General features: G+C 61.1%; 11 protein-coding genes. 3 read left to right on the top strand and 8 right to left on the bottom strand.

Annotated features, from left to right (window positions below):
- Nucleotides 1–3: 3 nt before the first annotated feature.
- The 6 genes from QA635_RS12390 to QA635_RS12365 form a co-directional block, all read right to left on the bottom strand.
- Nucleotides 4–222 carry a hypothetical protein gene (locus QA635_RS12390; protein WP_283069313.1) on the bottom strand — a complete coding sequence of 73 codons (219 nt, stop codon included), beginning with the start codon at nucleotides 220–222 and terminating at the stop codon, nucleotides 4–6.
- Entirely contained in the window at nucleotides 219–1196 is a 978-nt protein-coding gene (locus tag QA635_RS12385; protein ID WP_283069311.1) for a carbohydrate ABC transporter permease, read from the bottom strand. The genes QA635_RS12390 and QA635_RS12385 overlap by 4 nt, the downstream gene beginning before the upstream one ends.
- On the bottom strand, nucleotides 1193–2167 hold the full coding sequence (locus QA635_RS12380; RefSeq protein WP_283069309.1) for a carbohydrate ABC transporter permease: 975 nt from the start codon (nucleotides 2165–2167) through the stop codon (nucleotides 1193–1195). Before QA635_RS12380 ends, QA635_RS12385 begins: the two co-directional genes overlap by 4 nt.
- 71 nt (nucleotides 2168–2238) lie before the next feature.
- On the bottom strand, nucleotides 2239–3597 hold the full coding sequence (locus tag QA635_RS12375; protein ID WP_028335636.1) for an ABC transporter substrate-binding protein: 1359 nt from the start codon (nucleotides 3595–3597) through the stop codon (nucleotides 2239–2241).
- Nucleotides 3598–4121: 524 nt separating this feature from the next.
- The gene (locus QA635_RS12370) at nucleotides 4122–5339 is read right to left on the bottom strand and encodes an MFS transporter (RefSeq protein ID WP_283069307.1); all 1218 of its coding nucleotides are present in this window, start codon (nucleotides 5337–5339) and stop codon (nucleotides 4122–4124) included.
- 110 nt (nucleotides 5340–5449) lie between these two features.
- A complete protein-coding gene (locus QA635_RS12365; protein ID WP_283069305.1) occupies nucleotides 5450–5941 on the bottom strand; it encodes a cupin domain-containing protein in 492 nt (163 codons plus the stop codon).
- Between the two features lie 511 nt (nucleotides 5942–6452).
- Between QA635_RS12365 and QA635_RS12360 the strand changes: the two genes are divergently transcribed.
- Nucleotides 6453–7160, top strand: a complete 708-nt coding sequence (locus QA635_RS12360; RefSeq protein WP_283069304.1) for a peroxiredoxin-like family protein — start codon at nucleotides 6453–6455, stop codon at nucleotides 7158–7160.
- A 33-nt stretch (nucleotides 7161–7193) separates the two neighbouring features.
- On the opposite strand, the gene QA635_RS12355 is transcribed toward QA635_RS12360, so the two are convergent.
- Entirely contained in the window at nucleotides 7194–8093 is a 900-nt protein-coding gene (locus tag QA635_RS12355; protein WP_283069303.1) for a LysR family transcriptional regulator, read from the bottom strand.
- Between the two features lie 167 nt (nucleotides 8094–8260).
- On the opposite strand from QA635_RS12355, the gene QA635_RS12350 reads away from it, so the two are divergent.
- Nucleotides 8261–9082, top strand: a complete 822-nt coding sequence (locus tag QA635_RS12350) for a 3-hydroxybutyrate dehydrogenase (RefSeq protein ID WP_283069301.1) — start codon at nucleotides 8261–8263, stop codon at nucleotides 9080–9082.
- A gap of 65 nt (nucleotides 9083–9147) precedes the next feature.
- Complete coding sequence (locus QA635_RS12345) at nucleotides 9148–10302, top strand: patatin-like phospholipase family protein (RefSeq protein WP_283069300.1); 1155 nt, start codon at nucleotides 9148–9150, stop codon at nucleotides 10300–10302.
- A gap of 300 nt (nucleotides 10303–10602) precedes the next feature.
- Here the strand turns inward: QA635_RS12345 and QA635_RS12340 are convergent, their stop codons facing one another.
- Nucleotides 10603–12648: an adenylate/guanylate cyclase domain-containing protein gene (locus QA635_RS12340; RefSeq protein ID WP_283069298.1), complete on the bottom strand. Its 2046-nt coding sequence runs from the start codon at nucleotides 12646–12648 to the stop codon at nucleotides 10603–10605.
- Between the last annotated feature and the right edge of the window lie 99 nt (nucleotides 12649–12747).

The raw sequence follows: 12747 nt of genomic DNA, 5'->3' as shown, positions 1-12747 counted from the left end.
GCCCTATTCCGGAAAGTGGCTGACGACGACGAAGCCGACCGTGCCGGCGAGAATCGTCACGAATGAATAGCTGTACAGATCGATCGAGAAGGGCTGCACCAGCATGAAGATGCCGCCCCCGATCAGAATCATCGCAACGGCCTCCCAGCGCCCGCGGCTGAAGAAGCGGTGCAATGCCCCCTTGGTTCCCTTGGCACCCTTAACAACAGCAGAACCGCTCATTTGCGCACCGCTCCGAAGGTGATGCCGCGCAGCAGATGCTTGCGGAGCAGCACGGTGAACATGACGATCGGGACGACGAACAGCGTGGTCGCGGCGGCAACCGCCGGCCAGTCCTGCCCGCCCTCACCGATGATGAAAGGAATGAAGGGCGGCATGGTCTGCGCCTCGCCGCTGGTCAGCAGAACCGCGAAGGCGTATTCGTTCCAGGAGAAGATCAGGCAGAAGATCGCGGTCGCCGCAATTCCGGTGACGGCCTGCGGCAGCACCACCTTGCGCAGCGCCTGCAGTCGCGTGTAGCCGTCGACGAGGGCCGCCTCCTCGTACTCGCGTGGGATCTCGTCGATGAACCCCTTGAGCAGCCAGACCGCGAGCGAGACGTTCACGGCGGTATAGAGCAGGATCATTCCGAGCCTGGTGTCGGTCAGGTTGAGCTGCCGGTACATCAGATAGATCGGGATCGCGACCGCGACCGGCGGCATCATCCGCGTCGACAGAATAAAGAACAAGAGATCGTCGGCCAACGGAATGCGGAAGCGCGAGAAAGCGTAGGCCGCGAGCGTACCGAGGAAGACGGCGAGGAAGGTCGAACCGAACCCGATGATGAGCGAGTTGACGAAGCGCGGGACGACTTTGGACGGTCCGGCAATGACCATGTCATGCTTGCGGACGAGCTTGTCATACCAGGTCTCCGGCGGCGGCAACTTGGCGATGAAATCAGGTGTCTGGCGGGTGCGCACCGTGAACAGGTTGACATAACCTTCGAGCGTCGGCTCGAAGATCACCTTGGGCGGATAGGCGATGGCATCGCTTTGCGACTTGAAGGCGGTGGCGACGATCCAGACTAGCGGCAGGATCGTGATCAACGCATAGAGGATGACGAGAGCACCAGCGAATGCCTTGATGCGCGGCGAGGCCTCGACGATCGAGTGTGCGCTGGATCTGGCCAGGACCGATTTGGCTACGGCAGCGGTCATCGTTGCTTCACCTTGTTGAGCGCTTTGACGTAGATGTTGGCGGCCCCGAACACGGTCACGAACAGGATGATGGCGAGCGCGGACGAATAGCCGGTGCGCCACTTCTCGAATGCCGCACGCTTGAGGGTGATCGATACGAGCTCGGTGGTCGACCCCGGCCCTCCGGAGGTCAGCAGGTTGACCATGTCGAACATCTTGAAGTTCTCGATCGCGCGAAACAGCACCGCCAGCATCAGGAACGGCACCGTCATCGGCAGCGTGATCGACCAGAACTGCCGCCAGGCCGAGGCACGATCGACTTCGGCCGCCTCGTAGATGTAATCCGGGATCGAGCGCAGCCCGGCGAGACAGATCAGCATCACGTAGGGCGCCCACATCCAGGTGTCGACGAGCACGATGGTCCATGGCGCGAGCGCGACCTGCCCAGTCATGCTGAAAGAGCTCGGCGGCACACCGGTGAACAAGCTGATCAGATAGTTGAACGGGCCGATCTGCGGCTGCAGCAGCAGCGTCCAGAAATTGCCGACAACCGCCGGCGACAGCATCATCGGCAGCAGGATGATCGTGGTCCAGAAACTGTGGCCGCGGAACTGACGGTTGATCAGAAGCGCGAGCCCAAAGCCGACCACGACCTGCAAGGCGACCGAGCAGATCACGAATTGCGCGGTGGTCTGGAGCCGGAACCAGACGTCCTCGTCGTTGAGTATGTCGCTGAAATTGTCGAGCCCGACAAACCGCAGCGGCAGATAGGACATACTGAGGTTGAGGCTGGTGAAGGACAGCCGGATCATCCAGACCAGCGGGAAGATGTTGATCGCGAGCAGCAGCGCAATCGTCGGCGCGACGAACAGCCACGCGATGGTCCGGTCGGACAGACCATGGCTGCGGCGCGCGGCGCGGGATTTGCCTGGCTCGCTCACGCCCGGGATCGTAGCATGCTCGGGTTGCAGGATCGTCGTCATCTTGTCCATCGGCTGGGCTGGTTCGGCTTCCCCGAGGCTGACCTCGGGGAAGCCAGTTCAGTTGGGACGCGGCGTTCGGGCTATTGCGAGGCGACTTGCTTGCCCTGCTCCTTGAACACCTTGGTCCAGTCCTTGACCAGGAGATCGAGCGCCTGCTGCGCCGTGCCCTTGTCGGCGACGACGTAGTCGTGCACCCGCTTCTGCATATCGAGCAGCAGCTGGGCGTAGGACGGCTCGGCCCAGAAGTCCTTGACGATGCCCATCGACTCCAGGAATTGCGGCGCGAACGCCGCGCTCTTCGGGAAGTCCGGCGCGTCGACCACCGCCTTGAGCGCCGAGTAGCCGCCGATCTGCCACCATTTCTGCTGCACGGCGGGCTGCGCGAACCACTTGATATAGGCGAGCGCGTCGTCCTTGCGGTCGGAGGTCGCAACCACCGAGATGCCTTGTCCGCCGAGCTGGGTGAAATGCCCGTTCGGGCCAGCCGGATTGACGAAGAAGCCGATCTTGTCGCCGCCCACATTCGGATCCTTGTAGAGGCCGGGGAAGAAGGCGAACCAGTTCATCTGCATCGCCACCTGGCCCGACTTGAAGGCATCGAGCCCTTCCTGCATGTAGGCGTTGGTCATGCCCGGCGCGGTGCAGCACTTGTAGAGCTCCTTGTAGAATTCGAGCCCCTTGGCCGCCTCGGCGGAATTGACGATGCCCTGCATCTGGTACGGCTTCTTCGGATTGTCGTAGCTGAAGCCGTAATTGTAGAGGACGTTGGTCACGCCCATCGTGATGCCTTCGGAGCCGCGCTCGGTGAAGATGTAGGCACCGTAGACCTTCTTGCCGTCGATCTCGCGGCCCTGGAAGAACTCCGCGATCTGCTTCAACTCGTCATAGGTTTTCGGCGGCGCCAGATCACGACCGTACTTGGCCTTGAAAGCCGACTGAATGTCGGGCCGCGAGAACCAGTCCTTGCGATAGGTCCAGCCCACGGCGTCGGCCATCGCCGGCAGCGCCCAGTAGTTCGCCGAATTCTTCGGCCACTGCGAATAACCGACAACGGTCGCCGGGACAAAGTCGTCCATCGAGATGTGCTCTTTGTCGAAGAAATCGTTGAGCTTGACGTACCACTTGTTCTCGGCGGCGCCGCCGATCCACTGGCTGTCGCCGATGATCAGGTCGCAGAGCTTGCCGTGGGAGTTGAGCTCGTTGAGGAAGCGATCCGCGTAGCTCGTCCAGGGGACAAACTCGTACTTCATCTCGATGCCGGATTGCTTGGTGAAATCCTTGCCGAGTTCGACCAGCGCGTTGGCCGGATCCCATGCCGCCCAGCACAGCGTGAGCTGCTTACCCTGGGCCGCAGCTTCGCCTCCGCCAAATATCCCCAGCAGCGCCGCCCCGAGAACCGTGGTGGCCGCCGAGCTTCTCAGCCAATTGAATGTTCGCATATCCGTTTCCTCTCTCGTTGAAGCATCCAACCCGCTCGGCGCGCCCTGCCGGAGCGACGCCAAGACCCTGAAACCGAGTTTGAGGAGCGATGAGTGAAGGACGAGACGGACCGTCGCCGGAGACGGCTCCGGCATTGGCTTGGGCTCCTCCTGCACATCGGCGCTCGATGCGCGATGTTTAGTTTTTTGTATTACTAAACGTAGTACTAAATTTTTTGGCCCGTCAAGCCGGTTCTCGCGACCTTGGCGAAAATATTCCCGACGCTCGCACGCGCACGCGTCGATGTTCGCAATGCAACAAATTGCCGGAGGATTGCGGCAAATGCGGCGAACAACGACTGCCGGCCTGGTCCAGCGGACGCAATTCGGCCCGTCCCGATAACAGGAAAGCCAGAAGGTCAGCCACAGCAGAATGTTTAGTATGTGACTTTACTGAACGTTCAACAAAGCGATTGAGCGCGCGAGCAGCCTCCGTGTCGGCCGAAATCTGCCATTGCCGCGAACTGCCGGGCCCACCACTCGTGTTATCGACCGGACACCGGGATCCTGAGGCTTGCGGTCAAAATGCACCCCAATGCCAACACCACGCCCACGCCTGCGACACAGGCGAGCCATCCGAAGTGATCGAACAATTGACCAAGCACCGCGCTGCCGACCAGACCGCCGAAGAAATAGCAGGCAAGGTAGGTGCCGCTGGCAACCCCGCGGTTTGTTCGCGCCGCTTGCCCGACGAAGCCTGTGGCGCAGGCTTGCGCAAAGAACGTGCCGACCCCGATCAGCACCATCCCCGCGAGCACGTCCGCAAGGTGCGATGAGAGCATCAGTGGCAGGCCTAGAGCGGCGACTGCGAGACCGCCCCAAAGTGACAGGCGCATGCCGAACAGTGCCACCGCTTTGCCAGCCAGCAGCGTCGTGACGACGGAGGGGAGAAATACGAAATAGACAAAACCCACCCCCATCATACCGAGCGACAGTGGGGCACGGACCAGGACGAAGTTGACGTAGGTAAAGGTGCCGATGAACGCGAACAGGATGCAGAAGCCAAGGCCGAAGGCCGCGCGTAGGGCCGGATCGCGCCAATGCTCTATCATTGCCGAAAGTGGCGATTGTGCCGGGCCGATGGAGTGCATGGGCTGGACGCGCTTGATTGTGAAGTAGACCAGCAGTGCGCCTGCGAGATTGAGCACGGCAAAGAAATAGAAATTCGTCGCCAGGCCCAGATTGTCGGACACGGACGCCGAGATGAGACGCCCGATCAGATTGCTTGCGACGTTCCCGGTGATATAGGCGGCGAAGGCGCCGCCAGCATCTATTGCGCTGCACTGTTCGCCCAGATAGGCAAGGGTTAACGTAAAGGCTGACGCCATGCAGAGACCCTGCATGATGCGAAGAATGGTGAAGACCGTAAGGTTCGGTGCGATGGCAAGCAAGCTCGTCGGAATCGCGAGCAGAAGCAGGCTTGCCAGAATGCCGGTCCTGCGATCGATGTGCGGGCTGAAGGACCCGACCGCCAGTCCTGCGACTGCCATACCGATCGTGCTGGCATTGACGGCGAAGCCCATCGCACCAGGCGTGACGCCGTAGTGCCGCGTCAGAGTTGGCAGAATTGCTTGAGTTGCGAACAGGTCAACGACGGTCAGGAATGCGGTGAGGCCGATCACGAGAGATCGCAGCGCTACGTCCGGCGAATGATCGAGCTCTTGCATTGGTTTTGCTGTGACTTCCATCGGCATATCAGTCATCGCCGCAGCTCCTGTGATCGAAGGGGGATGTGACGCCCCGGGCGTGCGGGGCCAACACGTAGCTCCCGGGTCGTCACATCCGGTAACGAGGCGTGGGGCTGGAGCACTCGTTACATGTTGTGGTCAGTCGGATCCTTGCGGACATCACCCACGTAGAGAATGACGGTCTCTTTGCCGAGGTTCTTCCACCAGTGCGAGGTGCCGTAGACCTCCGGTCGCAGGTCACCTGCCTTGTGCACGATCGGATCGATGCAGTTGCTGGCGTATTCGACGACCTCGCCCTGCTGGACAAAGATCAGCGCCGGCCGATCGTCATGGCTGTGCCAGGGCACGATGCCACCTGGCTCGATGGTCAGCTTGCGGAAGCGCAGTTCGCGTCCCTCGATATGCGCGGGTTGCTTGCCGAGATCGATGGAGCCAAGCGTCACGTCGGTAACACCAACCGGCTTGTAGTCCACCATCGAGCGGGCATTGGCCTTCATTTTGTCGGCGGGACATTCGCCGGCGAAAGCCGCGGATGCTGTCGCGAGCGAAATGGCAATGGCGCTTGCGACGCCGAGAGCTTGCCGGATCTTGCGCGAGGTTGCGATGTCATTGAACATGTTGTTGTCTCCTTGATGTCGCGGCCCCGAAAGGCTGGCCGGCGTGTCAGGAGCATCGCGCAAGGCCCTTGCTTCGGGAAATGCCCGTTGGCTGTTGAGTCGATAGCGGCGGGCTATGCGACTCAAGCGCGGCCGAGCATGTGCTTGATGTCGGACGCGAAGGTCGGACAGGCGGAGATGTGGTCACGAAGCTCGCTCCCGCGGGTGCCGAGTTTCATTGCAAGGCCGAACATATCTCCAAGTTCATGACCGGCATGGCCCACGATGGACATCAGGAAAGGAACGGAAGCGAATTTGCCAATTCACAGTACGTTATAGCGGGACATAGAAAACCCCTCGGGGGACGGCTATCCTCGCTCAGGCGTCCAAACATGAAATGCGGGCGCGCTCTGATATCGATAGCCCAATGCTATCGTGCTTTGTGCAATGCTCCTAGCGGAGACAAAGGCGCCTCTGGTGGGCGGTCCGCGCAGGAATTGCCATCTGAAGGTCAAACATACGGGAGCAAGGGATGACATCGCTTTCCCCAGCCGACGCCGAGCGGCTCAAGGTCGCCTTTCAGCGCTGCCGGGAGATGGAAGGCACTCTCAACGAGCAGCTCCAAGCCTATGCGGCAGCAGGCCGGGAAATCTTTCCGGCCTATGGCGACGCAGTCGATCGCCTCGTTATCAGGGTCAACGAAAATGGCGGCGGCGAAAACGCGCCGCGTCCTGGCGAGCCGATGCCACCTTTCGTGCTACCCGACGAAAGCGGTCGCCTAATCGCCATGCCCTCTCTGCTCGAGCGAGGCCCGCTGGCGGTGATGTTTTTCCGCGGCCATTGGTGCCCGTATTGCCGGCTCAATGTCAGGGCGGTGATCAAGGCCTATGACCGCATCAAGGCTCTGGGGGCGGACGTCGTCGCCATCATGCCTGAGACACAGGAATATGCGGCAGAATTCAAGTCCGAAGCCGGAGCACCGTTTCCAGTGCTGACCGATCTCGACAATGGCTATGCGCTGTCCCTCAACCTGGCGATCTGGCTTGGTGCAGAGATTGAGCGGCTTCTCTCTTATCTCGACATGCCGAGCTTTCACGGCAACGACGGTTGGGTGTTGCCGATTCCTGCGGCCTTTGTGATCGGATGCGATGGCATCGTCAAAACGCGTTTTGTTGATCCCGACTTCCGGCGCCGCATGGCGATCGAGGATCTACTCGGAGCTCTGAAGGACGCGAGGTAGGCGCTTCCGGGCGACCCGCGTGCATTGGTCCTCTCACGCGGCTCGGCTCTTCTCCAAAAACTGCCGCCAATCGGTGCCACGCAGCATGCGCATAACGGCAGATGCGACCGCAGTTCGCTCGCGACCGGCGATGCCGTAGAGATTGACCGTGCGTCGGGCATCGAGTCCCTCGACCGAGGTACGTTTGAGCGTCTGCGGTATCCGCGAGGTGTCAGGAACCACGGCGATGCCGATACCGGCCTCAAGCAGCTCAATGAGATCGCGCTCGCTCGAGATTTCGTGGCAATGATCGACGTCTATGCCGTGCTCTCGCAAGACGGTGTTCAAGCGCGGGCCATACTCGCAGTACCCACGCGACAAAAGCTGTTCGGAACGCAGATCATCGAGGTCGATGCTATCCTGATCGGCAAGCCGGTGGTCAGCGTTGACGACGAGCTGAAAGTCCTCCGTAAAAAGCGGCCAAGTGTCGAGCCGCTCCCAATTCGGGTCGAGCTCAGCTGCGATTCCAAGCTCCGCCTCGCCTTTCTTCAGCATGTCTCCGACTTCGCGGCTATCGCCACGGAGAAAGCGGAATTCCAGCCGATTGAACTGGCGCTTGATCTGATCGAGGAAGGGAATCAGCAGACACAGATCGATCGAGTGGGTGAGCGCGATTCTCAGCGCACCGATTTCGCCGCTTTTGAATGACGAGGCGAGCGAGCGCGCGCCGGCGGCGGCCTCGTAGCATTGCTTCAGCAAGGGGTGCATGCGCTGACCGAGCTCGGTCAATCCGGCCGGACGCTCGCGGCGAAACAGGTCGCCGCCAAGCTCTGCCTCGAGCTGCTTGATGGCCCGCGTCAGCGATGGCTGGGTGACATTGCACTCATCCGCAGCACGCGTGAAGTTGAGCGTCCGCGCGACCGCGAGGAAATACCGAACCTGATGCATTTCCATGGTCGAACTCCCCTGATCCGGCCAACAGTCTAGCCGATTGAGGGCCAAGGCGGCCATAGCGCGCACCTATGGTTTTGGAAGTCAAAGGGTATTTCCGTGAATCCATTTTGCGATGCAGATTTTGGCGATTGTCGGATACCACCGACGACGCAAGCGGGATTCAGAAGATGAATGTCCAGATCAAATCGCATGCCGACGTTGACGCAAAATTGCTCGATGGCAGGGCCGCCGTGGTGACCGGCTCAACCAGCGGGATCGGGCTTGGCATCGCCCGCGCGCTTGCCGCGGCTGGCGCAAACGTGATGCTGAATGGCTTCGGAGCCGCGGCCGAGATCGCCGGGACGAAGGATGCGATAGAAGCCGATCATGGCGTCAAGGTCGGCTATTCAGCGGCCGATATGATGTCGCCAGATGCGATCGCCGAGATGGTCGCGGTGACGCTGGCCGACTTTGGTCGGCTCGACATTCTCATCAACAATGCCGGTATTCAGCACGTCGCACCGCTCGACCAGTTTCCGGTCGAAAAATGGGATCAGATCCTTGCGATCAATCTATCGTCCGCGTTCCACACCACGCGGCTGGCACTGCCGGCGATGCGCAAACAAGGATTCGGCCGCATCATCAATGTGGCATCTGCGCATGGGCTGGTCGCCTCGCCGTTCAAGGGGGCCTATGTCGCCGCCAAACACGGCATTGTCGGCTTGACAAAGGTAGCGGCGCTCGAAATCGCCGAGGAAGGTACGTGCAACGCCATCTGCCCTGGTTATGTCTATACCCCGCTGGTCGAAGCCCAGATCGATGGACAAGCCAAGGCGCATGGAATCTCTCGGGATCAGGTGATCCGCGATGTGCTGCTGGCCCAGCAACCGAACAAACGCTTTGCGACAGTCGAGGAGATCGGTGGGCTGGCGGTTTTCCTGGCGAGCGAAGCAGCCGCGTCGATTACCGGAATTGCTTTGCCGGTCGATGGCGGTTGGACAGCACATTGAGACGACGCTCGTAACAGAGCCGGCGCGCTTGCGAATATTAGACCAGGCCGGAATGGGAGCACAACATGCAGGACAGAACTTCGTCGCGAAATATCAAATCGCTGGCCAAGGATCTCCCCGGCCAGGTCGTTCTGGTGTTGCAAGGCGGCGGCGCCTTGGGCTCGTACCAGGCAGGTGTCTATCAAGCCTTGCACGAAGCAGGCATAGAGCCGGACTGGATCATCGGCACATCGATCGGCGCCATCAATGCCAGCCTCATCGCCGGCAATCCGGTCGAGAACCGGCTGTCACGCCTGAAAGAGTTCTGGAAGCGGATGGAGCAAAATCCGGTCTGGAACATCCGGACGGCCTTTCCCGACTTCAATGACCGGCTATCCTACTGGGCGACCATCACCCACGGAATTCCCGGCTTTTTTCGTTCAAATGCCCTTGCTCATGCGGGTGACAGCTACCCGCTGGGTACCGAACGGGCCGGCTATTACTCGACCGCGCCGCTGGAGCAGACCCTGTGCGAACTCGTCGACGTCAAGCTGCTCAACAGCTGTTCGCCGCGCCTGACGGTCGGGGCCGCCCACGTGCGGACCAGCCAGATGCACTATTTCGATAGCCGCGACGGCGAGCTCACCATCAGGCATATTATGGCCTCCGGCGCGTTGCCGCCGGCCTTTCCCGCCGTCCGCATCGACGGCGAGCTCTATTGGGACGGTGGAATTCTGTCCAACACGCCGACTGAAGTCGTGTTCGATGACAATCCCCGCAAGAACTCGCTGATCTTCGCTGTCCATCTGTGGAATCCGGCGGGTCTCGAGCCGACCACGATGGCGGAGGTGCTGAATCGACACAAGGATGTCCAATATTCCAGCCGCATCATGAGCCACATCGCACGCCAGCAGCAGGCGCATCGGTTGCGTCACATCATCAACCAATTGGCCGAACGGCTGCCCGACAGCGAACGCAACACCCCGGAGGTGCGCGAACTGGTCGGTTACGGCTGTCAGACACGCATGCACGTCGTGCGTCTGCTTGCGCCGCAGCTTGATCGCGAAACTCACACCAAGGACATCGATTTCAGCCCGCGCGGCATCATGCAGCGGTGGGACGCTGGTTACTCGCACACCAGAGCAGCCCTTGAACACGCGCCGTGGGTTGGCGAGTTTGATCCGCTGTCGGGCGTGATCCTGCATGAGCAGATGGAATTGATGCCGGTGGCGGCGGAATAAGGTGCGCGCCAGGAACAGGATTGCATGATGGGAAGAATTACTCGTCCGATCCAGCTTCCGCAGCGAAAAGGTCCTTGACGGCAAGAGAGACGTCACCTAGCCACGCCGATCTCATCGCCTCGTGGACGAGCGAACCGACAGCCCACGGATAGAGCCTCGCCTTGACCGTGGTCAGGCTCATTTCCCGCCAGAACTCAGGATTGACCAGCGGGCCGGCAACGACGTCCTTCTTCGATGTCGAATGCTGCCGCTTTCGAGCATGGGCAGCATCCGGTCGTCTGTCTGGTACCGGCGTGTCGGCTATTTCGATTGAAGTGTCACGACAGGTGACCACGTGTCGTCAACACCCGACCGCTCGAGGAGCTTGCAGCGGTCGAGCATCAGTTCAGCCGGCCTGTCGTGAGGACGCTGGCGCAAGACAGCCTCGAAGCAGCATATGGCGCCGGCGAAGTCGCGCTTGCGATATTCAAGTAGTCCCTGTTCGTAATCGATGATCCAGGCCGGGTAAGCTTCGCCTGTAGCCGAACCGATCAGTTCATGCACGGCGAGGCCTTCCGTCTTGCCGTAGACGGCTATGCGATCGATCTCGCGTGTGATCATGGCCCCCTGAACGAGGCGCTTGGTCTCGGCGCCGATCAGAATTTGCGTCTCATAGTGCTTGTTGGCGCCTTCGAGGCGGCTCGCCACGTTCACGGCATCGCCAATCACCGTGTAGTTCAGCCGCAATTCGGAGCCGACATTGCCAACCAGCATGCGGCCGGAATTGATGCCGATCCGGATTTGCAGGGGATGGCCCTGGTCGTCCCTGACGCCCGCGGCCTCAATGCCTTGGCGGCAGACGAGTGCTGCACGGCAACAGAGCAGAGCATGTTCGGCCTGCGCTGTCGGCGCGCCCCAGAATGCCATCACAGCGTCGCCAATGAATTTGTCGATGGTGCCGCCGTGGGCGACGATGACTTCGGAGGCGACGTCGAGATATCGCGACAACAGCGGCACAACCCGATCCCCCATGCGCTCGGAAAGCCCGGTGAAGCCGGCCACATCGATAAACATTACCGTCAGCTCCTGGATCGAGCCGCCAGGTTTCGCCTCGATGCCCTGGCGAAGGAGCGACCGGACCAGATCGGCCGGGATGAATTTGCGGAAAGCAGATAAGCCCTGCGCCATCTCGGCGATCGCGCCCGAAAGGCTCGAAATCTCGGCGAGCCGCGACGGGTGGCGGCGCACCTGTTCCAGTGCAAAACTTTCCACATGTCGGATTTCGCCGACCACACGGGCGAGCGGTGCGGCGATCACCGACCGCGCCAGCATCGCAGAGAACAGGGCGGCGAGCAGCGCACCGATGGCAAGACCGATGATGAGCCGTCGCAGCGTGGTTTCAACCGGACCAAGAAACTCAGCCTCAGGGATCACGGTCGCCAGGCACCAGCCGGTAAATGGTAGGGGCGTCAGCCCAACCTCATAGGCTGCGCCATCGAGGGTAAGCCGCCGCCGCCAGGCTTCCTTGCGACCGTCCTCGCCGGCCAGTGTCAGAGCCATGCGCGCCAACGGCAACAGATCGATCCGGCTGTGCGCGGGATGCAGTTCGTCGGCGTTCTTGTCGGGAGCCGCGATCAATTCGTCGCCGGCACCGAGGATGAAAGCCGTTCCGGTGCGCCCGACCTCGAGCTGGGCGAGGAAACGGGAGAGCCTGGTGTACTCGATGATGATCGCAAGGACGCCCTGACGTTCCTGATAGACATCGATCGGCCCCGCGAAGGCGATCGATGGGCGCGGGCCGATCGGATGGTCGACGACCCCGAACCACTGCGGGCCCTTGGCCTCCATGCCGATCTTGAACCAGTCCTGCATAGTGACGCTAAAGTCTGTGGGTTCGAAACGGCGGGATTCAAATTCGATGTCGCCGGGGATAACCTGATACTCGTCGATGCGGCGCTGGCCGACATGGTCGATCTTCGAGATCTCCATCATCTCGAGATGGCCGTCACCGAGCTTATGCGCGGCGAAGAAGGAACCGTCGGGCCACCCGAAGGCGACCCAGGAGATCGTCGCTTGCGACTGCAATTGTGATAGGAACACGAACTCGCGCTTGTCGGCCTCGCGGGTATCGAGCACGTTCTGCAGGAACAGCGTGCGCACGGCGGTGTGGGCGGCGCGCGCTTCATTGACGATCGCGGACACCTCCTTGCGAACGGCAGCGACGATCTGTTCGTTGATCGTCGAGGCGAGCTGCCGGCTGATCGATTCGGCCGTGCGCCACCAGAGCAGGCTCGAGGCTGCTGCGGTGAGCAGGATCGCCGTAAGGACCAGCGCCGAGACGGCAAGACGAATGCTGATCGTCAGCATCCTCGCCGAAGACGGTGACCGCGGTCGTTCGAGGGCGCTTGAGCGTTCAAAGGCGTTCATGTTGGCCTTCGCCGGCGGTCGGAGGGCTTGATGGCGATA

The organism is Bradyrhizobium brasilense, assembly GCF_029714345.1.
Taxonomy (GTDB): Bacteria; Pseudomonadota; Alphaproteobacteria; order Rhizobiales; family Xanthobacteraceae; genus Bradyrhizobium; species Bradyrhizobium australafricanum.
This window is presented reverse-complemented; position numbering and strand designations above follow the sequence as displayed.

Excerpts from the sequence above, each read along its gene's own strand:
- QA635_RS12385 (WP_283069311.1), bottom strand. The coding sequence starts at position 1,196 with ATGACCGCTGCCGTAGCCAAATCGGTCCTGGCCAGATCCAGCGCACAC.
- QA635_RS12390 (WP_283069313.1), bottom strand. The coding sequence starts at position 222 with ATGAGCGGTTCTGCTGTTGTTAAGGGTGCCAAGGGAACCAAGGGGGCA.
- QA635_RS12350 (WP_283069301.1), top strand. The coding sequence starts at position 8,261 with ATGAATGTCCAGATCAAATCGCATGCCGACGTTGACGCAAAATTGCTC.
- QA635_RS12355 (WP_283069303.1), bottom strand. The coding sequence starts at position 8,093 with ATGGAAATGCATCAGGTTCGGTATTTCCTCGCGGTCGCGCGGACGCTC.
- QA635_RS12340 (WP_283069298.1), bottom strand. The coding sequence starts at position 12,648 with ATGCTGACGATCAGCATTCGTCTTGCCGTCTCGGCGCTGGTCCTTACG.
- QA635_RS12380 (WP_283069309.1), bottom strand. The coding sequence starts at position 2,167 with ATGGACAAGATGACGACGATCCTGCAACCCGAGCATGCTACGATCCCG.
- QA635_RS12370 (WP_283069307.1), bottom strand. The coding sequence starts at position 5,339 with ATGACTGATATGCCGATGGAAGTCACAGCAAAACCAATGCAAGAGCTC.
- QA635_RS12375 (WP_028335636.1), bottom strand. The coding sequence starts at position 3,597 with ATGCGAACATTCAATTGGCTGAGAAGCTCGGCGGCCACCACGGTTCTC.
- QA635_RS12360 (WP_283069304.1), top strand. The coding sequence starts at position 6,453 with ATGACATCGCTTTCCCCAGCCGACGCCGAGCGGCTCAAGGTCGCCTTT.
- QA635_RS12365 (WP_283069305.1), bottom strand. The coding sequence starts at position 5,941 with ATGTTCAATGACATCGCAACCTCGCGCAAGATCCGGCAAGCTCTCGGC.
- QA635_RS12345 (WP_283069300.1), top strand. The coding sequence starts at position 9,148 with ATGCAGGACAGAACTTCGTCGCGAAATATCAAATCGCTGGCCAAGGAT.